20 protein-coding genes are annotated in these 22,430 nt (G+C 64.4%); 9 read left to right on the forward strand and 11 right to left on the reverse strand.

Going from position 1 to position 22,430, the window contains the following annotated elements:
- Positions 1-70 precede the first annotated feature (70 nt).
- On the forward strand, positions 71-718 hold the full coding sequence (locus tag BB347_RS14865; protein WP_076582945.1) for an IMPACT family protein: 648 nt from the start codon (positions 71-73) through the stop codon (positions 716-718).
- Between the two features lie 3 nt (positions 719-721).
- Here the strand turns inward: BB347_RS14865 and BB347_RS14870 are convergent, their stop codons facing one another.
- The 4 genes from BB347_RS14870 to BB347_RS14885 all read right to left on the reverse strand — a co-directional run bounded on the left by BB347_RS14870 (position 722) and on the right by BB347_RS14885 (position 6,018).
- Positions 722-1,612, reverse strand: coding sequence for a hypothetical protein (locus BB347_RS14870; RefSeq protein ID WP_076582722.1), 891 nt, complete (start codon positions 1,610-1,612; stop codon positions 722-724).
- Positions 1,613-1,658: 46 nt separating this feature from the next.
- The gene (locus BB347_RS14875) at positions 1,659-4,376 is read right to left on the reverse strand and encodes a TRAP transporter permease (RefSeq protein WP_076582720.1); all 2,718 of its coding nucleotides are present in this window, start codon (positions 4,374-4,376) and stop codon (positions 1,659-1,661) included.
- Positions 4,377-4,398: 22 nt separating this feature from the next.
- On the reverse strand, positions 4,399-4,914 hold the full coding sequence (locus tag BB347_RS14880) for a DUF1850 domain-containing protein (protein WP_083687777.1): 516 nt from the start codon (positions 4,912-4,914) through the stop codon (positions 4,399-4,401).
- 108 nt (positions 4,915-5,022) lie between these two features.
- Entirely contained in the window at positions 5,023-6,018 is a 996-nt protein-coding gene (locus BB347_RS14885; RefSeq protein WP_076582718.1) for a TAXI family TRAP transporter solute-binding subunit, read from the reverse strand.
- Positions 6,019-6,219: 201 nt separating this feature from the next.
- Here BB347_RS14885 and BB347_RS14890 point away from each other — a divergent pair, with 201 nt between their 5' ends.
- Complete coding sequence (locus tag BB347_RS14890) at positions 6,220-8,319, forward strand: S9 family peptidase (RefSeq protein WP_076582717.1); 2,100 nt, start codon at positions 6,220-6,222, stop codon at positions 8,317-8,319.
- Positions 8,320-8,528: 209 nt separating this feature from the next.
- Positions 8,529-8,735 (forward strand): YgaP family membrane protein, encoded by a 207-nt coding sequence (locus BB347_RS14895; RefSeq protein ID WP_076582714.1) that lies wholly within the window; start codon positions 8,529-8,531, stop codon positions 8,733-8,735.
- Between the two features lie 43 nt (positions 8,736-8,778).
- Here the strand turns inward: BB347_RS14895 and BB347_RS14900 are convergent, their stop codons facing one another.
- Together BB347_RS14900 and upp are read right to left on the reverse strand one after the other, a co-directional pair.
- Positions 8,779-9,156, reverse strand: coding sequence for a cupin domain-containing protein (locus BB347_RS14900; RefSeq protein WP_076582712.1), 378 nt, complete (start codon positions 9,154-9,156; stop codon positions 8,779-8,781).
- 67 nt (positions 9,157-9,223) lie between these two features.
- Positions 9,224-9,901, reverse strand: a complete 678-nt coding sequence (gene upp / locus BB347_RS14905; RefSeq protein WP_076582710.1) for a uracil phosphoribosyltransferase — start codon at positions 9,899-9,901, stop codon at positions 9,224-9,226.
- A 220-nt stretch (positions 9,902-10,121) separates the two neighbouring features.
- On the opposite strand from upp, the gene BB347_RS14910 reads away from it, so the two are divergent.
- The 4 genes from BB347_RS14910 to BB347_RS14930 all read left to right on the forward strand — a co-directional run bounded on the left by BB347_RS14910 (position 10,122) and on the right by BB347_RS14930 (position 15,446).
- Positions 10,122-10,844, forward strand: coding sequence for a DUF5828 family protein (locus BB347_RS14910; RefSeq protein ID WP_076582708.1), 723 nt, complete (start codon positions 10,122-10,124; stop codon positions 10,842-10,844).
- Between the two features lie 272 nt (positions 10,845-11,116).
- Positions 11,117-12,310: an inorganic phosphate transporter gene (locus BB347_RS14915; protein ID WP_076582707.1), complete on the forward strand. Its 1,194-nt coding sequence runs from the start codon at positions 11,117-11,119 to the stop codon at positions 12,308-12,310.
- Positions 12,311-12,693: 383 nt separating this feature from the next.
- Entirely contained in the window at positions 12,694-13,425 is a 732-nt protein-coding gene (locus BB347_RS14920; protein WP_076582705.1) for a hypothetical protein, read from the forward strand.
- Between the two features lie 521 nt (positions 13,426-13,946).
- On the forward strand, positions 13,947-15,446 hold the full coding sequence (locus BB347_RS14930) for a lipopolysaccharide biosynthesis protein (RefSeq protein WP_076582700.1): 1,500 nt from the start codon (positions 13,947-13,949) through the stop codon (positions 15,444-15,446).
- Between the two features lie 179 nt (positions 15,447-15,625).
- On the opposite strand, the gene BB347_RS14935 is transcribed toward BB347_RS14930, so the two are convergent.
- Complete coding sequence (locus BB347_RS14935; protein WP_076582699.1) at positions 15,626-16,672, reverse strand: RNA methyltransferase; 1,047 nt, start codon at positions 16,670-16,672, stop codon at positions 15,626-15,628.
- Between the two features lie 205 nt (positions 16,673-16,877).
- Here BB347_RS14935 and BB347_RS14940 point away from each other — a divergent pair, with 205 nt between their 5' ends.
- On the forward strand, positions 16,878-17,438 hold the full coding sequence (locus BB347_RS14940) for a TATA-box-binding protein (protein ID WP_004267580.1): 561 nt from the start codon (positions 16,878-16,880) through the stop codon (positions 17,436-17,438).
- Between the two features lie 73 nt (positions 17,439-17,511).
- On the opposite strand, the gene BB347_RS14945 is transcribed toward BB347_RS14940, so the two are convergent.
- On the reverse strand, positions 17,512-17,697 hold the full coding sequence (locus BB347_RS14945) for a hypothetical protein (protein WP_076582697.1): 186 nt from the start codon (positions 17,695-17,697) through the stop codon (positions 17,512-17,514).
- 273 nt (positions 17,698-17,970) lie between these two features.
- Between BB347_RS14945 and BB347_RS14950 the strand changes: the two genes are divergently transcribed.
- Positions 17,971-18,393, forward strand: coding sequence for a DUF7344 domain-containing protein (locus BB347_RS14950; RefSeq protein ID WP_076582696.1), 423 nt, complete (start codon positions 17,971-17,973; stop codon positions 18,391-18,393).
- Between the two features lie 102 nt (positions 18,394-18,495).
- Here the strand turns inward: BB347_RS14950 and hisG are convergent, their stop codons facing one another.
- The 3 genes from hisG to BB347_RS14965 form a co-directional block, all read right to left on the reverse strand.
- Positions 18,496-19,374: an ATP phosphoribosyltransferase gene (gene hisG, locus BB347_RS14955; RefSeq protein ID WP_076582694.1), complete on the reverse strand. Its 879-nt coding sequence runs from the start codon at positions 19,372-19,374 to the stop codon at positions 18,496-18,498.
- A 357-nt stretch (positions 19,375-19,731) separates the two neighbouring features.
- On the reverse strand, positions 19,732-21,990 hold the full coding sequence (locus BB347_RS14960; protein WP_076582693.1) for a heavy metal translocating P-type ATPase: 2,259 nt from the start codon (positions 21,988-21,990) through the stop codon (positions 19,732-19,734).
- The gene (locus tag BB347_RS14965; RefSeq protein WP_076582690.1) at positions 21,987-22,349 is read right to left on the reverse strand and encodes an SHOCT domain-containing protein; all 363 of its coding nucleotides are present in this window, start codon (positions 22,347-22,349) and stop codon (positions 21,987-21,989) included. Before BB347_RS14965 ends, BB347_RS14960 begins: the two co-directional genes overlap by 4 nt.
- Positions 22,350-22,430 lie beyond the last annotated feature (81 nt).

A 22,430-nucleotide genomic window follows, 5' to 3' on the forward strand; every position in this document is an offset into this window, starting at 1 on the left:
TCGAGCGGGGGAGCCGAAGACGCTGGCGATGGTCGAGATGGCGGGGACGAAACGCGGGAGGTGGGCGTCCGTGAGTCGAACGTACCTGACCGTCTCCGAGCCCGCAACCGCCGAGTTCGTCGTGCAGGGGTCCGAGTTCCTCGGTCACGCTCGGCCCGTCGACTCCGTCGCCGCCGCCGAATCCTTCGTCGAGACCGTTCGCGAGGAGTACGCCGACGCGACTCACAACGTCCCCGCGTATCGCGTCCGCGTCGGTGGCGACGCCGGGCGAAGTGACGAGGACTCGAGCGACGTTTCCGCGAGCGGCTTTCTTCGCGAGTACTCGAGCGACGACGGCGAGCCCTCCGGCTCTGCGGGGAAGCCGGCGTTGAACGTCCTCACCCAACGAGAGATCGAAAACTGTGCGGTCGTCGTCACGCGCTACTACGGCGGGACGAACCTCGGCGTCGGCGGCCTCGTCCGGGCGTACTCCCGCGCGGTCAAAGACGCCGTCGACGCGGCGGGCGTCGTCGAAGAACGCCCTCACGAAACGGTCTCGATCGACATCGCATACGATGATTCGGGGACTATCCGAAGCATCCTCGAGAGCGAGGGTTACGAGTTCGACGCGGAGTATCAGGAGAGCGTCGCGTTCGACGTTCGCGTGCCACTCGAGGCGGCCGACGGGTTTCGTGACCGACTCCGGAGCGCGACGAGCGGTCGCGTCGACCTCGAGTGAGGGTCACCGACCGTCGTTCGTCCCGACCCCGCTCGTCAGGCGTTCGTCGACGGCCTCGAGGAACGCGTCCGCGTCCGCGAGTTCGTCGCGGTCGAATCGAACGTCGCGAAGCCCGGAGTCGAGGACGAGTTCGCCGTTGCGGAGGCGGACGTGGCCGACGTCGTCCCACGCGACGAAGCGCTTCGTGTACGGCCGTCGCCTGACGAGTCCAGTCTCGTAGCACTGTACTTCACACCGTTCTCGTCCGGGACCGAACGACCAGCGACCCTCGGCGAGACAGCTGCCAACCCAGAACCCGGCGATCGTGAGCCAGACGAGTCCCTCGAGCCAGTTGCCCACGGCGGCGTTGCCGATCGCGAGCACCGCCCACATGATCGCGATGACGATATCGGCGACCGGCGTGCCGACGGGCTCCCACTCCCACGTTCGCTCGGGATTGCCGGGTGCCATTGCGTCGACGTAGCGGTTTCCGGCGAGTTGTGAGAGGGCGTATCCCGACGCAAACACGAGCAACGCGATGACGAGCGTGACGTGATTCGCAGGCGTTTCGAACGGTGCGAACCACGTCCCGAGGAACACGAGGGCAGGGAGTGCGAGCGCGACACGGCGAACGGCCGACCGACCGAGTCGGATCGGCAGCCGCTCGTCGACTCGAGCGAGGAGAAAGCCGCCGAGTGCACCCGCGAGGAACCCGCCCGCGCTCGTGGACTCGAGGCCGGCCGGCCAGCCGTCGATCGCTCCGGCGAGTATCGTGGCGATGCCGGCGAGGAGAACGCCGCCGTAGACGCCGCTTGCGACTTGAAACATCGCGTCCGGTCGCTCGGGTGGGCGATCGATACTCCCCGCGGAATCGGTAGTGTCGTGGGCGGCCACGATCCTCCTATTCTCTGCCATCTTACATAAGTCTGAATGACGTCGATGAGCGTTCCGCCAGCCCGTCTCAGGCGTCACTCACCGTCGGCGTCGACACGGTGGACTCGGCCGACTCTCCCTCGTCCGCTCGAGCCCGGTTGCGATAGGTGAGGCCGGCGAGAAGGACGAGGCCGATGACGCGAAGCGGGAAGGTGATCACGAAGATGGTCAGGTGTGAGGGGACACCGAGGAGGGTGAGGAGTAACTCGACGACGAGCAGCGACAGTTCCGGCACCATGAGCAGGATCGACGCGACAGAGTACAGCGCCCGGTCGACGGTGTCGACGCGCGTGTACTGGTAGCCGATGATCGTGACGGCGAGGGCGTAGACGCCGAGGAACATCCCGAGGACCGGGATCATCACGTCGGGGACGAAGAAGCCGAGGTCGGCGACGTCCGCCCAGCCGATCATCTCCCAGCCGTCCGCTCCTTCGCGCAGGAGGAGGATTCCCGGCGAGAAGACGAACGCGAACGGCACGAGCACCTTGTTGAGCGAGAGCAAGAACGCAGTCACTGCCGTCGCCATCTCGTCGGCTTTAGCGACCCCCGCACCGGCGAAGGCGGCGACGGCGACCGGCGGGGTCACGTCCGCCATCAGCCCGAAGTAGAGGATGAAGAGGTGGGCCGCCAGGAGTCCGATTCCGGCTTCTACGAGCGGCGTCTCGAGCATCGCGACCAGGATGATGTACATCGCGGTCGTCGGCATCCCCATTCCGAAGATGATCGACGCGATGCCGGTCAGGACGAGCAAGAGCAACATCGAACCTCCGCTGACGCTCTCGATGAGCGACGCGAGATTCGGCCCGAGTCCGGAGACGCTGATGACGCCCGGAACCACACCCGCCGCGGCGACGGCGATGACCACCGTCGTCGCGGTACGCGCGCCGGAGTCCATCGACTTCAACACGAACGTGCCGAACTGGTAGGCCCTGCTCGAGGCCATACTCGGCCGGCCAATCGCCTTCGCGGTTCGCTCGGCCGAGTTGTCGACGGCTTCGTCGAAGTCGAGTAGCGGCGCGTCGGCGAGGGGACGAGCCAGTATGAACGCGACGCTGACGAGAATTGTGATCACGCCGAGATCCGACACCGCGGCGGAGGCGGCGCCACCGATGGCGTAGGGCTCGGCGGCGCTCTCGAGGCCGGCGAAGACCTGTACCGCGTCGGCCAATCCGCCGCCGACGGTCGCGTACGCACCGGCCTGTGCGAGAGAAATCGCGGTGATCGCCGTGAGCAACGGAATTCTCGTCCGTTCGTCGTAAGCGGCGACGAGCGCGATGACGGCGATGACGGCGACGATCGTCAACCAGCCGGCGCGGTTGACCGAGAGGCGCGCGATCACGAGGTAATACAGGAGGAGCAAGACGGGAATGAGGTAGAACCAGCCGGTTCGTAACGCGCCGGAGGCGTCCGGAAGCTTCGACCGCGGGAGGCCACCGACCCCGCTCTTGACGGCCTCGAAGTGGACCATCACCCACATGCCGAAGAAGAAGGCGATCGCTGGGAGCGTGGCGGCGATGATCACCTCGTCGAAGGGCGTGCCCGTAAACTCCATGATCAGGAAGGCGGCCGCGCCCATCACCGGTGGGAGCATCTGGCCGCCCGAGGAGGCCGACGACTCGACGGCCCCGGAGAACTCGGGTGAGTACCCCGAGCGCTTCATCAGCGGAATCGTGAACGCGCCGGTCGTCACCGTGTTCGCGATCGACGACCCCGAGAGCATCCCCATGAAGCCACTCGAGACGGTGCTCGCTTTCGCCGGGCCGCCCTTTCGGGTCCCCGTCAGCGAGTACGCGAGATCGATGAACCACTTGCCGGCGCCGCTCATCTCGAGGAACGCGCCGAAGAGGATGAAGATGAAGATGAAGCGAACGCTGACGCTGACGGGCGTGCTCATGACGCCCGCTTCCGTGGTGAACCAGAGGTTGTAGACGATGTTCCCCCAGGTATCGGGCGTAATCGCGAGCGGGCCGAGCAGCGAGTCTCGCGGGATGAAGTGGCCCCACCGCGCGTAGACGATGAACGACGCGACGAGCGACATGAGGAGCACGCCGAGGGTCCGTCGCGTCGCCTCGAGCACCAACAGGATGCCGAGGGCTCCAATTACGAGGCCGAACGACACCTCGTCGAGCGGGATTCCGAGCGTGGCGACGGCCGTCACGACCGGCTCGAGCGCCGGATAAATCTCGTGTAGCGCGTCGACGTTACCGATACCGACGATCGCCATGTCCTGTCGTTGGTCGTAATTCGTGACGATGAAGTGAGCGGGAAGGAGCGAGAGGACGATACAGATGACGTCGATGGGCGTAACGCGGCTCATCGACGGGTCGACGAACACCCAACGCACGGCGTCACCGAGTCGAGTGACGAGTCCCTCGAGCGTTGAATCCGGTCCAGTTCGACGACTGACGGTGGGTTCGATTCGGCCGAGAGAGCGGGCGACGAAGCCCTCGCCGCGACTGGCCGGAAAGAGGAGAAATGCCAGGACCAGCGCGAACGTCACGTGGACCGTGTATATCTGTAGGGGCTCGAGCGACCCCAGTTCGATCTCGCCGACCAGTGGCAGTGTCGCGCCGAAGTAATAACTTCGGGCGGCGACCCACATCTGGAACGCCGAAAACGAGATGCCGATCAGGGCGACGAGCGCGGCCGCGAATCCGCTGAGCGTTCGACGCCGTTGAACTTCCTGGAGCAGTTCGTCCTGTTCGTCCTCAGAGAGTGCGTTTTCGTCGTGGTGATCTTCGCTCATAGTGGCAGTAGGGAGCGCGTCGCTATCGCTCGTGGTCGACGGTCGTTTCGAGCGCGTCTCGCAGCGTTCGGTCGGTTACCGAGAGCGTGACGGTCCGTCCGTCAGATCGCTCAACCAGATCGTACCGTTCGGCCCCGACGACCAGTTCGTGGCCGGCGATCGATCCCGGTGTGACGCGCAGTTCCTCGGTCGATTCGTCGCTCTCGCGGACGTACCCCTCGTCGGTTCGCTCGATATCGTCCGTGGGGAGGCCCGCCCCGAACGACTGAAAGACCATCCGATCCATCCGGAGCACGTCTCCGTCGACGACGTAGACGTCTTCGACGGGCGTCTTTTCGACGCTGTGGGTGTACGAAAGGGTTAGTTCTTCTCCGTCGTCGACCGGAATCTCGAGGAGGGCGTCACCGTCGGCGGCGTCGGCGACGAGCAGGGTTCGGTCGGCCGACGCGCTCGTCGCGACGGCCCCAATCGTCCCGGCAGCCGTGGCTCCAGTGGCCGCGGTAAGGGCGAGCGCGCGTCGACGGGTCAGTCGAACCACGGTAGAGAGTGGGTGAAGTGAGTCGGTCGGTGAGTCGATCAACCGGCAACTCGAGTTCGACAGAAACGCGAGTCGGCGGCAGGCGTCGACCTCGATCGGCCGTCGCTATCAGTCGAAGTACGCTTCAGCGCCGGGGTGGAAGTCGATCGGAATGGCGTCCTGTGCCGATTCGGCGTCGATGTACTCTTCTTTCTGGGTGACGTCGTCCGTGTTCTCGAAGATGGCCTCGGTCACTTCCTCGACGATCTCGTCGTCGACGTCTTCGTGGGTGGCGATCATCGCCTCGACCGAGACCGTCTGCACGTCGTCGTCGGCCCCGTCGTAGGTTCCGCCGGGGATCTCGTCCTCGGAGAACCACTCGGCTTCCTCCATCAGGTCCGCCCGAATGTCTTCGGGAACCTCGACCAACGTGATGTCCGTCGTCTCTGCAAGCTCGTCGACCGCGCCGACCGGCCAACCGCCGACGATGACGGCGGCGTCGATGCCCCCGTCTCGAATCTGGTCGGCCGCCGTGGCGAAGTCTCCGGTCTGCTCGTCGGCCTCGACGCCCGCCGTCTCGAGGATCTGCTGGGCGTTGACCTCGGTTCCACTTCCCTCGTCGCCGACGTTGACCGTCGCGCCGTCGAGGTCTTCGATCGACTCGATGTCGGCGTCGGCATCCGCAACGATGTGAATCGTTTCGGGGTACAACGAGCCGACGGCACGAAGGCTCGTCATCTCCTCGTCGATCTCGTCGATCCCGACGCCGTTGTACGCGAAGTAGCCGACGTCGTTTTGAATCAGGGCGAAGTCGGACTCGCCGCGCTCGAGGCGACCGACGTTCTCGACGCTTGCACCGGTCGACTGCACCTGCAACCCGTGTGACGTATGCGACTCGACGATACTCTTGAAATCACCCGACAGCGGGTAGTACGTTCCACTCTGGCCGCCGGCGTCCCACTCGAGGATTTCTCCCCCGTCGGGGTCTGGATCACCGATTTCGTCGTCGTCATCATCGTCGTCATCGTCCGGTTCGGCATCTTCGCCGATGCAGCCGGCGATCGCCGTGAGTCCCAGGGCACCGCTTGCCGCGACGAACCGTCGGCGTGCTATTTTCTTCTGCATGACAACCAAACGCACCTTCTTATAGAACTTATACTTACTCATCTGCAGTAACGAGTGCAAGATATAAAATTTTGTTACATTAATAGAATGTGTTGTTTGATCGCCCCTCGTTCGCTCGAGTAATCGAATTTGTCGGGTATCGTCCCCTACAACAGACGAATCCGAACCAGATATGGGGTTCGCGATACTGTCGCTGTGGTAATGCGAACGATTCGAGCCGCCGACTATCACGAACTCGCACACGTAGCCGACCCGCAACTCTCACCCGACGACGAACGTGTCGCGTTCGTTCGTCGCACGGCCGACGACGACGAATCCGACGCGGCGACGATCCACGTCGTACCGGTCGGGGGCGACGGACACACACAGTTCACCGCGAGCGACGGCGTCGACAGCCAGCCCCGCTGGAGCCCCGACGGCGACTGGCTCGCGTTCGCCAGCACCCGCGGTGAGACCGACCGCCAGCAACTCTGGGTCGTCCCAACCGACGGCGGCGAAGCCCGACGCCTCACGTCCGTCGTCGGGGGAATCGCGGACCTCGAGTGGAGCCCGGACGGCTCTCGGCTGTGTTTCACCCAGCGGGTCGGGCCGGCCGACCGCGAGGCGAACCGGGACACCGCGGTCGACCCCGAGTACGAGCCCGAGGAGCCGGACCCGCGCGTGATCGATCGGCCGATCTACCGCGCCGGAACCGAGTATCACGACGGGAAACGGAGCCACGTCTACGTCGTCGACGTGACCGTGGCTCTCGCGGCGGCCGACGAGCCCGACGGCGACGCGATTGCGCGACTCACCGACGGTTGGGATACCGACTTCGTCTCCCCCACGTGGGGTGATTCCGAGACGATCTACTACGCCTCCAAGACGGGGCCGGAACCGGACGATTCGCTCGCCTACGACCTCTACGAACACCGACTCGAGCGCGACGGGGCGGGCGAGTCCGACGCCGTCGAGGCGTTCGCACAGACGACGGGTTGGGTCACGGCGCTCGAGGCGACCGAGGACGGCCGAGTCGCCTTCGAGTACACCCCAGAGGATCGCGCTTCGATGCGCCAGACCGACGTTCGCGTCCACGACCGCGAGAGCGGTGACGAGTGGACGCCGACGGCACCGCTCGACCGCACCGTCGGGAGTCGCTGTTCGTTCGAGTGGGCTCCCGACGGCGAGGCGCTGTACGTCTCGACGCCGGACGAAGGCTCGCGGGTTCTCTGGTCGATCCCTGCGGACGAGAGTGACGAGCCCGCGCTGGTGTACGGTGACGGCGTCGACATCGACGGCTTCTCGGTGGGGTCGAACGCCGTCGCGTACACCTACAGCGAGTGGGATCACCCGGGCGACGTGTTCGTCACCACTCGCGGCGGCAACGAGTGTCACCGGCTGACTCGAGTCAACGACGACTACTTGGCCGATCGAGCAGTCCGTCAACCGGAGGAGGTGTGGTTCACGGTCGAGGGTGAGGAGGAGACACACCAAATTCAGGGCTGGCTCCTCACTCCACCCGAATTCGACGCGGACGCTACCGACGAAACGTACCCACTCGCGGTCGAGATCCACGGCGGACCCCACGCCCAGTGGACGACCGCGGGGACGATGTGGCACGAGTTCCAGACGCTCGCGGCGCGGGGGTACGTCGTCTTCTGGTGTAACCCCCGGGGCTCGACGGGCTACGGCGAGGATCACGCGATGGCGATCGAGCGCGAGTGGGGGCCGGTCACGCTGACGGACGTCCTCGCGGGCGTCGAGACCGCCTGCGAGCGCGAGTACGTCGACGACGAGCAGGTGTTCGTCACGGGCGGGAGCTTCGGCGGGTTCATGACCGCGTGGGCGGTCACCCAGACCGACCGCTTTCGCGCCGCCGTCTCCCAGCGCGGCGTCTACGATCTGACCAGTTTCTACGGCTCGACGGACGCGTTCAAGCTGATCGAGGGCGACTTCGGGGTGACTCCGTGGGACGACCCCGCCTTCCTCTGGGAACAGTCTCCGGCCGCTCACGTTCCGAACGTCGACACGCCGACGCTCGTGGTGCACTCGGATCTGGACTATCGCACGCCCGCCAACACGGCCGAACTGTTCTACCTCGGGCTGAAGAAACACGGCGTCGACACCCGCCTCGTTCGCTATCCGCGGGAGGGTCACGAACTCTCTCGGTCGGGCGAACCGGCCCACGTCGTCGACCGACTCGAGCGTATCGTCCGCTGGTTCGACGGCTACTCGAGTCACCACGACGCCCCGCCCGCCCTCGAGCGCGAGCGAGACGCGGGACTCTCGAGTCGTGACGGAGAGTCAGCGAGCGACCACTGAAATGTTACCTGAATGCTACGAAGGCACCGTTTCGACTGGACCGACGGCCGATGGGACGCCCTTTTTCGGGTGAATGAGCCGTCTCGAACCGAAATGAAGGGGTTGATCCCCGGCTGCCGAGCGGCGAGCGATTTCGCCTCGAGTTCCGCACTCGGCTGGGACCGGCGAGCGGAAAAACGCCTACGGTGCTCGCTCACGTTCGCTCGAACATGGATCGAAACGTCGGCGGAACGGATCGGACGCTTCGGATCGTTCTCGGAGTCGCGTTGCTCGCATTCGGCTACCGAAATCGCGACCGGACGGCGGGCGCGCTCGCGTTCGTCGCCGGAAGCGATATCCTCGCGACGGCCGTTATCCAGCGCTGTCCCGTGAACGCCCTCCTCGGTATCGACACCTGCGGGTCCGAATCTTCGTGAGGTCTCTCCCGGACTCGAGTGGCCGTTCGGATCGAGTCCGAGTCTACTCGTCGGGATCGTAGTGAACGGCGTCGCCGTCGACGGGCGGCGCGCCGATGGCGATCACGTCGACGGTCGAATCCGCGTCTGCGGGGTTGTACGCCCGGTGTGGCGCTTCGGGACGGGCCGAAAACAGCGTTCCCTCGTCGACCGCAAACTCTCCCTCCGGAGTTTCGACGCGTAGCGTCCCCGAACACACGAAAAACGCCTCCTCCTGTCGCTCGTGGTAGTGATACGCCAGCGGTACCTGCTCTCCCGGCTCCGCGCGAAATCGGTTGACGGCGACGTGCTCGAGTCCGGCCGGCCCGCTCAGCCGGCGCGTGTCACAGGGTCGGTCCGCGACTGGCTCGAGGTCGTCTGGATTCACGTGCGTGTAGTCCATGCGAGTGAATGCTCCCCATCCAGCAAAAGTCCGGCGGCGAGGTCCAACGATGTTGATTGGCGAAAACTCAGGTCGTACGGAAGGCTCGGTCGCCGGCGTCGCCCAGTCCGGGGACGATGAACCCGTCGTCGTCGAGGTAGTCGTCGATCGAGACCGTCAGCAAGTCGGCTTCGGGGCACTCCTCGTCGACGCGGAGCAGCCCCTCGGGAGCCGAGACCGCCGAGAGGACGATCAAGTTCTCCGGGTCGGGCGAGTTCTCGATGACGTGCTCGAGGACGGTACACATCGTACTGCCCGTCGCGAGCATCGGATCGGCGACGATAACGGTGTCTTCCTCGTGAATTTCTGGAAGCTTGACGTAGTCGACCGTAATCGGGAACGAGCCGTCTTCGTCGCGTCCGGCTTCCTCGTCGCGGCTAGCGCTGATGACGCCCTGTCGCGCGCGGGGGAACGCCTTCAACAATCCCTCGACGAACGGCGTCGCCGCGCGGAGCACGTTGATGATGACGACGTCGTCGAGCCCGCGCACGCGCTCGCCCATCGTGGGCTCGAGGGGCGTGTCGATCTCGACGTACTCGGTTTCCATACGACCGTCGATGATCTCGTAGCCACAGATGCGGCCGAGTTTGACGAGTCCTTTCCGGAAGCTTACCTGCTCGGTTTCGACGTCGCGAAGCCGCGAGAGCGTGTCTTTCGCCAGTGCGTGGGTAACGAGATACGCGTTGTCCCGGTCTTCGATTGGCATATTGCTACAGCCTGTCGCCGGATAGTTCACAGTATCGATCACCCGCGAACGCGATGTGACCGACGCGTCTACCGTTTCAGACCGTCTTGGAACCGATTTCGACCTCGATCGTCCCTGGTATCGCCCCCGGTAATCGAACCCACTCGCCATCGTCGCCGCGAGTACCGGGGGGCGCAGCACGGAAGTTTATAGCCGTCCATCGCTTAGCCCTCGCCAGCCGATGGAAGAGAGCATCTCGGGATTCAAAATCCGCGGTGATTGGGGCGACGTCGTCGAGCACGGCGAACGCATCACGCGCGCACTCCGTGATACCGGTGTCCACGACCCGAAAGACGACGCCCACGCACGATTCACCCGTGCGTTCGAAGAGTGGGACGAGTGGCGACCAAAGGCCCACGAAACGCTCGAGGCGGACGTCAGCGAGAAGACCTCAGAGCAGGCGAGCATCGAGGAGGGAAAGGGCGAAAAGGCGGGAAAGAACCCGGACGAAGACATCAAAACGGCCGGAGAGAAGCTCTCCGAATCCTACGAACGACTCGAGCACGACGACGCGGAAGCGGCGATGGGAAACTGGCGGGAATCGATCGACTACGTCGCTCGAGCGGCCGACTCCGCCGGGCGGAAGGCGTTTCGTCGCGTCGAGGATACGGTGTATCAGAACGTGATGACGCAACTCGCACCGTATTACTTCGACAACGAACTCGTCAGCGCGAACATCCAGCAATCGGCCAGAGGCGTCGACAACGGCGAGCAGTTCGTCTTCGAGGTCAACGTCAACGACGACGTGCTCAAAGACGACGTCTCCGAGCGACTCGCCGAGTACGAAGACGAGGTCGACCGCTGGCACGTCGAAGTCGAGAAGGACACGGACGCCGCCGAAGCGATCGAAGGTGTCGAAACACCACCTGATCCCGACGACAACTCGAAGTCGACGACGAACTGACGATCGTCGGTTCACTCACTGACAGGGATCGCAACCGATGGTAACTCGAGCACTCCGATTTCCGCAAGGATCGACGCTCACGACCGAGACCAGCGCTCACGACCGAGAGCAGCGCTCACGACCGAGACCAGCGCTCACGACCGAGATTGATGTTCACGAACGGTGACGACGACGCGAGCGTGTCGATGACAGACGCACCCACTGAACGGCACAGTCTCCGATTCGATACAGGTCGGCACACACTTGTAGGGCTAGCTGGAAGGTCGCCATAGATGGTCGAGTTCGTGACGGTCGCGACGTTTCTGGTGGCCGCACTTGCTAGCCTCTTTATGGCCTGGTCGATCGGTGCGGGCTCGAGCGGATCGACGCCGTTCGCTCCGGCGGTCGGGGCGAACGCGATTTCGGTGATGCGAGCCGGATTTCTCGTCGGTATTCTGGGTTTTGCCGGTGCGGTGTTACAGGGTGCGAACGTCTCCGAGACGATGGGTGGGGACTTAATCGGCGGCGTGGCGCTGTCGCCGATGGCGGCGACGATCGCGCTCATCATCGCGGCGACGCTGGTCGCAATCGGCGTCTTCCTTGGCTATCCCATCGCGACGGCGTTCACGTCGACCGGTGCCGTCATCGGTGCCGGACTCGCGATGGGTGGCACGCCGGCGTGGGCGACGTACACCGAAATCGCCGCGATGTGGATATTGACGCCGTTCGTCGGCAGTTTCTTCGCGTACGTGATCGCTCGAGCGCTGCGCGAGGAGCCGATTCCCGAACGGTACGTGATCGTCGGTCTCGCGGGCGTCGTCGGGCTGTTGATCGCGAATATCGAGTTCGCCATCCTCGGCCCGCCGGACGGCGGTGCTTCCCTCGCCGAAACTGCAAGCGCCATGCTCCCCGGATCGGTGCTTGCGGGGATCGTTGCGGGCTCTCTCGCGATGGTCGTCCTCTGGATGGTTCCGACCGCACTCGCCGTTCGAAACGATCCGGCGCGCGCCCAACGACGGTTTCTCCTCGTGATGGGCGGCCTCGTCGCCTTCTCGGCCGGCGGGAGTCAGGTCGGTCTCGCGATCGGACCGTTGATCCCGATGTCGGGTGACGTCGGGCTTCCGATCACCGCCTTACTGGTCGGTGGCGGCGTCGGGCTGTTGATCGGTTCGTGGACCGGCGCTCCGCGGATGATCAAAGCGATCTCGCAGGATTACTCTTCGCTCGGGCCGCGGCGCTCGATCGCCGCGTTGATTCCGTCCTTCGCCATCGCACAGGCCGCGGTGCTCTTTGGTATCCCCGTCTCGTTCAACGAAATCGTCGTCAGTTCGATCATCGGAAGCGGCTACGCGGCGGCCGGTGCCGGCGGTGGTGGGGTGAGCGCTCGGAAGATGGGACTCACCGTTCTCGCGTGGTTCCTCTCGCTGGTCGGTTCGATCATCATCGCCTACGGCGGCTACGTCGTCATCGACCTGATCCTCTTCTGACACCGCCCGTGTACTGTCACTGATTTCTCATATCAGATTCCAACGCGTTGGGAATCGTGAGGGGGTTGATTCTTCCCGACTCGAATGTACTACACGTCGCGTCCCACCACGCGACAGTAGCGCACGGCACACCAACCAACCATCATGCCCTGTGATCCGACCGCGACGGTCGGTCAGCCCTACCGAGCATCTCTCTCTGCGGTTTTTCGACTCCTTCTCGAGTGACACATCCGTCAGTTCGGTCACGAACCAACGCCGGATCGCGTGAGTGTCTGCTTCAGACGCTCGAGTGAACCTCAGACGCTCGAGTGAACCACAGTCACCGCGAGGTCAGGATTCTCGAGGATCGAACGGTCTTTGAGGGACGGGTGAGGAGTGTAGGTATGGACGAGGATGCGCCCGCGGATGCAGTCGGTTCCGAGACGATCCAGTGGCGACGCGACGCCTCGACGTCTCGAACCGTTCGTCTCCTGTGGTCACTCGGCGTCGGCACGTTCTTCGCGATGGCGATGATCGTTCTCACGTGGCGATTCTACGATTTCGCCGCACAGGGCGGTGCCGGGATGGTCGTCGTCGCGGCGCTCTTGGCACTCGTTACGACGGTTCTCGCGCTGGCGCTCGCACCGAACACCCAAGCGCGACTCCGGGCGATCACACGCCGGCTCCCGATGGATCAACCGTCTGAGGCGACCCTCTCGAGGGTGGTCGACGCCGCCGTCGGCACGATCGTGATGATGGCCATCATCGGGACTCTCATGGGAATCGGTCGGTACGTCTCCCAGCGCGAACTGCTCGAGGTCGGTGCCGGTCCCTTCACCGGCATGGCGGCCCTGTTGTTACCACTCGCACTCGTCGCACTCGTGCTCGCGTCGTTTCTGCGCTCCGTGGGCACGCTCGACCGCGAGGAGCGCGTCATTTACCTCCACGACCCGGACCAGCGCGTCGACCTCGAGCACATCGAGGCAACGTCCGCTCGCGAAATCGGCGACGTGACGGTTCTGAAACTCGCGTACGCCCAACCCGACGGCCAGTACGTCGCGGGTCCGCGACGGATCGCCGTTCCGCCGACAGTCGCTCGAGAACTCGAGGGACTCGTCGACGGCCGCCGGGCGTAACCGTTTTCGTTGGTTTCTCCGCGTGCCGGCTTCTCGGTTCTTCTTCGACCCTCGTTGTGGGCCGCTCGAGGCCTTATCCGTCTATTAAACCCCGGGTGCGAGCAGTTTCGCGTTCGAGAAGACTCGCAATCGACCACTCTCCGCCGAAGCGCCGCGTCCGACCTGTGCTGTGGCGACTCGCGCCCATCGAACCCGTCCTTATGAATGTATTTATCACGTTGTCCGATGGTTGATAAATATGGCCGATCGGAAGTCATATATGCACATTTTCGATATCCCTGAGTTGTGAACACGTGTGCTCGAGACCATCGTGTACAGAGCGTGCACGGGCCACTCGATCGACGCTGTGCGTGCGTCTCCGTCCGAGCCGACGGGACCGAGGGACGACCCCGAACCGTCGATCACGCCATCGTAACCGGCGCGGGGTCCATCACTGACGGCTCGGGTAGATTGGGTCCGAGCGTGCTCCGAACGACCGAGACACGACTCGCTCGAGTGCCGGCCGAGGACACTACTCAGCCATGAAACGGAGCATCATGAGCGGTTTTCTCTCGATCGTCAGCATCAAGTTTCTCCTCATCAGCCTCGATTTCCTCTCATCGCCACTGCTCACCCGGTTCTTGGGCGAAGGGTACGGTGACTACGCGTTTTTGATGTCGGTCTTCGCCATCTACATGATCTTCGTCAGCACGGGGGTCGGCGACGGCGTGCGAAAGTACGTTGCGGAAGACCGCGAGCGCGATAACTGGGACAGAGACGTCGTCGGCTTTTACCTCCGTCTGGCGCTGTTACTCGCCGCGATCGGGTGTTTCTTCCTCGCGCTCGCCGCTCGAGCGGGGATCGTCACCGCTCAGTTGGGCGCGTCCTATCAGACGTACTTCTACCTCCTCTCGCTGGTCGTCTTCACGTCGCAGTTTCGCGAGTACACTCGGCGGACGCTCATGGGATTCGGCCTCGAGCGATACTCCGAGCCGCTGCTCTTTCTCGATAAGGTGCTGTTCATCACCGTCGGCGTCGGCCTCGCCTATCTCGGTTACGGCATTCCCGGCGTCCTGATCGGGCACATGGCCGGCGCGGTCACGACGACGGTCATCGGCCTCGCGCTGGTCAACCGCGAGGTGTCGCTGTTCCGTGCGTTCACTCACATCCCCTCGAGGGAGTTTCCTCGGCGGGATCTCTTCGCGTTCAACGCGCTCAGCATCGTGTTGATCCTCTGTTTGACGTCCCTCTACGAACTCGACGTCATGATGCTCGGTCTCCTCGGAACGACCCAGGAAACCGCGTACTACCGCATCGCGCTCACGATCGCGGAGTTCCTCTGGATCGTTCCGCTGGCGCTCCAGAACGTGCTCTTACACTCGACCTCGAACATCTGGTCGAACCACGATCGCGAGCGGATCAACACGATCGCCGCTCGCGTGACTCGGTATACGCTGTTGTTCACGCTGTTGCTCGGAATCGGGCTCGCCGCGCTCGCGCCGGTCGCGTTACCGATTATCTATCCCGACGACTATATCGCGAGCTACGTGCCGATTCTCCTGTTGCTCCCGGGCTGCGTCGGGTTCGCGCTGGCGCGGCCGATTCTCGCGATCGGGCAGGGGAAAGGGGACCTTCGAGTTCTGATCGTCTCGACCGGTGCAGCGGCGCTCGCCAACGTCGTCCTCAACGCGGCGTTGATTCCCCGCTATGGCATGCACGGCGCGGCGGTCGCGACCAGTATCAGCTACGGGCTCATGTTCGTGTTTCACATCTGGAGCGCGAGGGAGATTGGATTCTATCCGGTCGCCGACGCGCGCGTTCCGCGGGCCATTCTCGTGGGGTCGTTCGCCGCCGTTCCGATCTTCCTGCTCGCACGGTTCTTTGGCGACTCGTTCCTCTCGCTGATCGTCGTGCCACCCGCCGGTGCGGTGATCTTCTTCGCGCTCTCGATCGCCTTCGGCGCGGTCGATATCGACGAAGTTCGCGAGTTCCTCGAGAGCGTCCCGCTGCCGACCGACTCGATTCCGTCCGCACTTCGGTGAGCCGTCGCTGTGGGGTGGGAACTCTCGGAAACTCGCGTTTTCACTGTTCACCCGTCTACCGTGTCAGCGATCGAGCGCCGGTACGTACCGCGTCAGCGATCGAGAATCAGGACGTACCGCGTCAGCGATCGAGAACCAGGACGTACCGCGTCAGCGATCGAGAATCAGGACGTACCGCGTCAGCGATCGAGAATCAGGACGTACCGCGTCAGCGAGCGATGCACTCGCCGCTCGAACGAGGCCTCGATCTCCCACCCCGCCGCGCGCGCCTCGGTCGCCCACGGTCGGTCGGCGACCATCACGGCTCTCGGGGCAACTCGTCGCGCTTCGGCGAGGGCACCGGAGACGAGATCCTCGAGTCGGTGGGTCTCGATCTTGGACTGACGGCCGTAGGGGGCGTCGAAGACCACGCCGTCGACGGCGTCGTCCGGGATCGCCAGTCGCGTCCCGTCGCCGCGAGCGACGTGCCAACTCCCCCGCGAGACGCCGGTTGGGGACGGTTCGTCGGACTCGAGAAAGTGAGCCAGGTTCACCCGTGCGCCCCGGACCATCTTCGCCTGCGCGTCCGTGCCGATCACGTCCGCGCCGACGAGTCCGGCTTCGACGAGGCCGCCGCCGGTGCCACACATCGGGTCCAAAATGGTCGAACCGGGGCGCGCACCGGCGAGGTTCGCGACGGCCCGGGCGAGCAGCGGGTCCATGCTCCCCGGCTGGAAGAAGGGTTTGTCGGTGGGAGCACGCGACCCGAAATCCCGAACGCTCTCGGCTGCGAGCCAGCCCAGCGCACAGACATCCTCTTCGTCCGTCCCGTCCTCATTCGCGTCGTCCTCGAGTCTGCCAATCGAAAACGCGGCCCGGAGGACGTGATCGGGGTCGTCGAGATCGACGTCGAACCCGCGCTCGACGAGAATCCCGCCGAGGTCGCGTTCTGCCTGCTCGGTGTCGACGCCGCTCGAGCCGTGGACGTCGGTCGCGCGAACGGCGACCGTTCCCTCGCGATCGAGCGAGGCCGCCTCGAGCAACGTACGGGCGCTCTCGAGGCTGGCGTCCGTGCGCCCGAGCAGGTCGCTCGCCCGGTGGGTGTACGCGAGCCCGCGAATCCGGTCGGCGGCGACGGCGTCTGCGAGGGCAAGTCCGGGGGCGAGGCGACGAACGCCACTCGCCGCGCTGGCGGCTTCCCGCGCTGCGAACGCGTCGTCTTCGCCGCCGAGCTCGAGGAGATACACGCCTCTGTCTCACCGTGGGAATACAATGAGCCTACCGCTTTCGGTGACTCTCGGGTCGTCTCCCTCGAGTCGTGAGTGTCGGTGTCGGCTACGCTCCGTCACGAAACCGGGGTGTGGGCGCTCGCAGAACTCGGCGTATATACCGGATATATCAGGTGCCGGTACCAACCTTTATAAACCTTAAATACGTCTTTTTAAGCGACTTATGACGGATCCCAAGGACACCATCAACATCGAAAACGTGGTGGCGTCGACCGGCATCGGACAGGAACTCGACCTTCAGAGCGTCGCGATGGATCTGGAGGGAGCCGACTACGACCCAGAGCAGTTCCCCGGTCTCGTCTACCGAACACAGAATCCCAAGTCCGCTGCGCTAATCTTCCGCTCGGGGAAGATCGTCTGCACCGGCGCGAAATCGACCGACGACGTTCACGAGAGCCTCCGCATCGTCTTCGACAAACTCCGCGAACTCCAGATTCAGGTCAACGAGGACCCCGAGATCGTCGTCCAGAACATCGTCACGAGCGCCGACCTCGGTCGCAACCTCAACCTGAACGCGATCGCGATCGGTCTCGGTCTCGAGAACATCGAGTACGAACCCGAGCAGTTCCCCGGTCTCGTCTACCGTCTCGACGACCCCGAAGTCGTCGCCCTGCTCTTCGGTTCCGGGAAACTCGTCATCACCGGCGGTAAGAAGCCAGAAGACGCCGAACACGCCGTCGACAAGATCGTCTCCCGACTCGAGGACCTCGGCTTACTCGAGTAACGACTCGGATCGTTTTCGTCGACTCTTCGCTCGAATACCGACGTTTCGCGCCTCGTTTCCGACGGTTCGCGTCTCACCCACACATTTTCTCGTCTCGTTCGCCGAATATCTCGCCTTCTTCGCGAATTCTCTCGTCTCGCTCACCGACGTGTCCCGTCGCTGTTTCTCGTCGCTGTTTCTCGTCGCTGTTTCTCGTTCGCAGTTCGACATCGGCCTCGCTCGAGCGAGCGCCGCTATCAACGACTCGACAGTCGTTCATCGAAACCGTACGTTCAGACCTCCTTGTTAGTCAGAAACTGGTGTCACTCTCCCTCGGATATCTGTCTCGTTCGATTCCCTCGAATTAGCGATCCGTTAGCGTCGGTTGCTCGGAGCGAACCGGATCCGTCCGTGAAATTCGGTGAAACGGTTCAGTAATGACGGTTTCACCGTCGTGATGAACGATTGAACGATCCATAGTGGGGTGAATTGATCGGCAGCGAACAGAACGACCGGCCCCGTTTATTGGGTCCTCGCTGAGTGTCAGTTATCGATGCCCATTCACACAGACAGGCTGGCGACCGTGCTGGACCGACACGCACCCGGCAGTCGCGACCACCTCGAGCACGCGCTTCCGCGCGAGGCCGTCCGTCGCGTCCTCGACAGCGACCGACGACGCGAGGTACTGCGCTGTCTGCTCGCCGAGGAGGGGCCACTACAGGTGCGCACCCTCGTCGCGCGAGTCGCGGACGCGGAACACGACGCGACGGCCATCACGTCGCTGCTGGACGTTCGTCAGCGCGTGCACGTCTCGCTGTGTCGAACCCACCTTCCGCTACTCGAGCAACACGAACTGCTCTCTTACGACCGGGCGTGCGGGCTCGTCGCGCCGGACGTGTCGCTCCCGGCGTTCGAATCCGCGCTCGAGTGTGACCTCGAGCGACCGATCACGACTCGGTTAGACCTCCAGTCGTGACCCGCGGCGAGCCGACGACTCGGCGGCGCTCGGAACCGAGTAGCATCCGGTGACGGTCGCCCTCGCGGACAGTCGACTCGCGCTCGCGCTTTTTTCTCGACCTTATTCGACCAGTCGCTCGATTTCGGTCACCAGAATGTCGCTCGCGCCGGCGTTCTTCACGTCCGTAATCGTCTCGAACACGTCCTGCTCGTCGACGACGGCGTGCACGGCGACCTTGCCGTCACCCTCTGCAGCGTCGCTTTCGTCGTCCTCGCCGGCGATGTCCATCACCGTCGGGCCGCCGAGACCGGGGATCACGTCCCGCACGGCCTCGAGTTCCGTTCGCGGCACGTTCATCATCAAATAGCGCTTCCCTTCGGCCTGTTTGACCGAGGCGAGCGCGGTTCGAACCTCGTCGACTTTCGGGTTCGAGACGACGTCCTCGCGCCCGAAGAGTCGGACCGAACTCGAGAGCACCTCCTCGACGACGGCGAGTCGGTTCATTGTGAGCGTGGTTCCCGTACTCGTGATGTCGACGATGGCGTCGGCCATCTCGACGTGGGGCGTCAATTCTGTCGCGCCCGTGACTTCGACGATTTCGGGGTCGACGCCGGCGTCCGCGAAGAAATCCTCGGTGATGTTCGGAAACTCCGTGGCGACGGTCTTGCCGGCCAGTTGGTCGATTCGTTCGATGTCGCCATCTTCGGGTGCCGCGAGGACGAGTCGACAGCGGCCGAACTCGAGGTCCAACAGTTCGGACACGGTGTCGACGCGCGCTTCCCGGACCTGGTCGTAGCCCGTGATTCCGAGGTCGGCCGCCCCGTCGGCGACGTACTCCGGGATGTCTGCCGCTCGAGCGAAGAGCACGGAGACGTCCGGGTCGACGGTGTCGGCGTAGAGCTTCCGGTCGGCACCGTTCTCGAGGTGGAGCCCCGCCCGCTCTAGGAGGTCGATCGTCGGCTCGTGCAGGCGGCCCTTGTTGGGAACGGCGATTCGCATTTGTGCCGTATTGGTGGCCGGACGGGAATTGTCTTTTCATCCGGGCGAGATTGTGGTCGCTGACTCGAGAATCCAGACGGGGAGCGAACTGGTCGTACGAGGGGCGAACTGGTCGGACGAGGAGCGACCCGCTCGCACTGGCGACGGTGATTTCCACGTCCTCCCCACCCGATTCGTTCGCTCGCTGTGCTCACTCACTCATCCCTCGCACGTCATCGGCGCGCGCCTTCGCACTCGCTCAGGCGCTCGCCAGCGTGCGCCACCGCGACGACGGGCCCCCGGCCAGCGCAGAACGGGATACAGACGGCGTATCGGAGACGGTGCATCGGAGACAGCGTATCGGAGACGGATATCGACTCAGACGGATAGATCCGCCCGCCGGAGCAACTGCGCGTTGATCGCGACGATCACCGTGCTCGCGGACATGAGCACCGCGCCGACGGCGGGCGAGAGGAGGATTCCGACCGGCGCGAGGATTCCCGCTGCGAGCGGGAGTGCGAACACGTTGTAGCCCGCGGCCCAGACGATGTTCTCTTGCATCTTCCGGTAGCTTTTCGCGCTCAATCTGACGAGACTGGCGACGTCTCGCGGGTCGTTCTCGACGAGCACCACGTCAGCAGCTTCGACGGCCACGTCGGTACCAGAACCGATGGCGATACCGACGTCCGAGCGAGTGAGCGCGGGGGCGTCGTTGACGCCGTCGCCGACCATCGCGACGAGACGGCCCTCGTCCTGTAACTCGAGGATCTTTTCGTCTTTATCCTCGGGCAACACCTCTGCGAAAACGGTGTCGATGCCGAGTTCGTCGGCGACGCTGTGGGCGACGTCCTCGTCGTCGCCGGTCAACATCGCCACCGAGACGCCCATCTCGTGGAGGGCGTCGATCGCCTCGAAACTCTCCTCGCGGATCACGTCCGCGAGCGCGATCGCACCCACCGGGTGCTCCGCCGCGAGGACGTAGACGACGCCTTCGCCTCGAGCGCCGGCCTCCTCGGCGAAGCGCTCGAGATCGGGGGACGGATCGATCTCGAGGTGGCGAAGGAGGTTCGGCCCGCCGACGGAGACGGTGTGGCCGTCGCGCTCGCTCGGCGTCCCGTTGGCGTCGTCGCCACTCGTCCCACCGGGTGCGACGGCCGAGACGGCGTCGCGTTCGACCGTCGCGCGAACGCCGCGACCCTCGAGCGCTTCGAAGGAACTGACGTCGGGAACCGAGAGACCGCGCTCGTCGGCTTCCTCGCGGATGGCCTGTGCGATCATGTGCTCGGAGTCGCCCTCGGCGGCGGCCGCGAGCGCCAGGGCGTCGTCTTCGTCCCAGTCGTCGACGGTCGTCACGTCGACGATTCCCTGTTCGCCCGCCGTGAGCGTCCCGGTTTTATCGAAGACGACCGTATCGAGGTTTCGCGCTTGCTCCATGGCGATTCGGTCGCGAACGAGCATTCCGCTCCGAGCGGCCATCGAGGTGTTGATCGCCACGACGAGCGGGACGGCCAACCCGAGCGCGTGCGGGCAGGCGATCACGAGCACGGTGACGACGCGTTCGACGACCGGTAGCCCGAAGCCGACGGCGGCGGTCCAGCCGACTGCAGTCACCGCCGCGACGCCGAGTGCAGCGTAGAAGAGCCAGCCCGCAGCCCGGTCGGCGAGCACCTGCGTCCGCGAGCGACTCTCCTGGGCCTCTTCGACCAATCGCATGATACCCGAGAGCGTCGTCTCCTCGCCGGTCGCGGCGATTCGAACGCGGAGGCTGCCGTCGCGGTTGGTCGTCCCCCCGATGACCTCGTCTCCCGGTTCCTTCTTCACCGGCTTCGACTCGCCCGTGATCATCGCCTCGGCGACGTTCGACTCGCCATCCTCGACGACGCCGTCGGCGGGGACGTTCGCTCCGGGCCGAACGAGCACGAGGTCGTCTTCCTCGAGGTCGTCGGTCGACACTTCCTCCGTCTCGCCGTCCTCGCCGATCCGTTCGGCGGTGTCGGGGAGCAACTCGGCGAGTTCGTCGAGTGCGCCCGACGCCCGCCTAACGCTTCGCATCTCGATCCAGTGACCGAGCAGGAAGATGACGATCAGCGTCACGAGTTCCCAGAAGAACGGCTCGCCGATGTCGAAGGCGACCGCAGCGAGGCTGTAGCCGAACGCGACGGTGATCGCGAGCGAGATCAGGAGCATCATCCCGGGCTCGCGGTTTCGGGCCTCGACTGCGCCCATTCGGAGGAACGGAACCCCACCGTAGGCGAAAACGGCGACGCCGAGGACCGGGCCGACGAACTCGCTGCCGGGGAACGTCACCGCGGCGTAGCCGAACCACTCCTGGAGCATCGGGCTGTAGTACAACACCGGGATCGAGAGCACCAGACAGACGAAAAACCGCGTTCGGAACATGTCCTCGTGATCCGAGTGGTCGACGTGTTCGCCGTGGTCGTGATCGTCCTCCTCCTCGTCCCCGTCGTCCGCGCGACGCTCGGTCGGCTTCTCACCAGCCTCGGGATGTCCCCGGTAACAATCGCAGACTCTACAACACGAACAGTAGCTGTCCGTAGGCTTGTTACGGTGCGTCTCGTCGCCGCTCGAGCGCGCCGAACCGTCGTCCTCATCGTGGCCGGTGGCAGATTCGCTCATCGCCGATCACGACCCTGTTCGAGTCGCTCGCGACGTTCGTCGAACTCCTCGCTCGAGAGGTCGCCGCGGGCGTAGGCGCGGCGGAGTTCTTCGAGTGCAGGATCAGGTCGGTTTGCGCTCGCGGCACGGAGCGTTCGGGCTAATACGTATCCGACCCCGAGGACGAGTCCGAGGAGCACGACCCACGGGACGAGCCACGACCAACCCGTGCCGGTCGTCCCGTTCCAGGTACCCATGTGCCCGAAGCCGGTCAGTGGCATCATGAAGACCATCATGAGCATCGGAAGGAGTACCGTGACGAGCACGACCGCTACGATGATGAACAGGAGCGTTCGTCCGAGGGAATCGTCGGTCGACATACATGCTAGTTATTGACCACCATGCTTAGTGGTTAGCTCCACTTCCCACAACACTGGAACACCCGAAATATCGAGGGCGGT

It is taken from the genome of Natronorubrum daqingense (assembly GCF_001971705.1).
Lineage (GTDB): Archaea > Halobacteriota > Halobacteria > Halobacteriales > Natrialbaceae > Natronorubrum > Natronorubrum daqingense.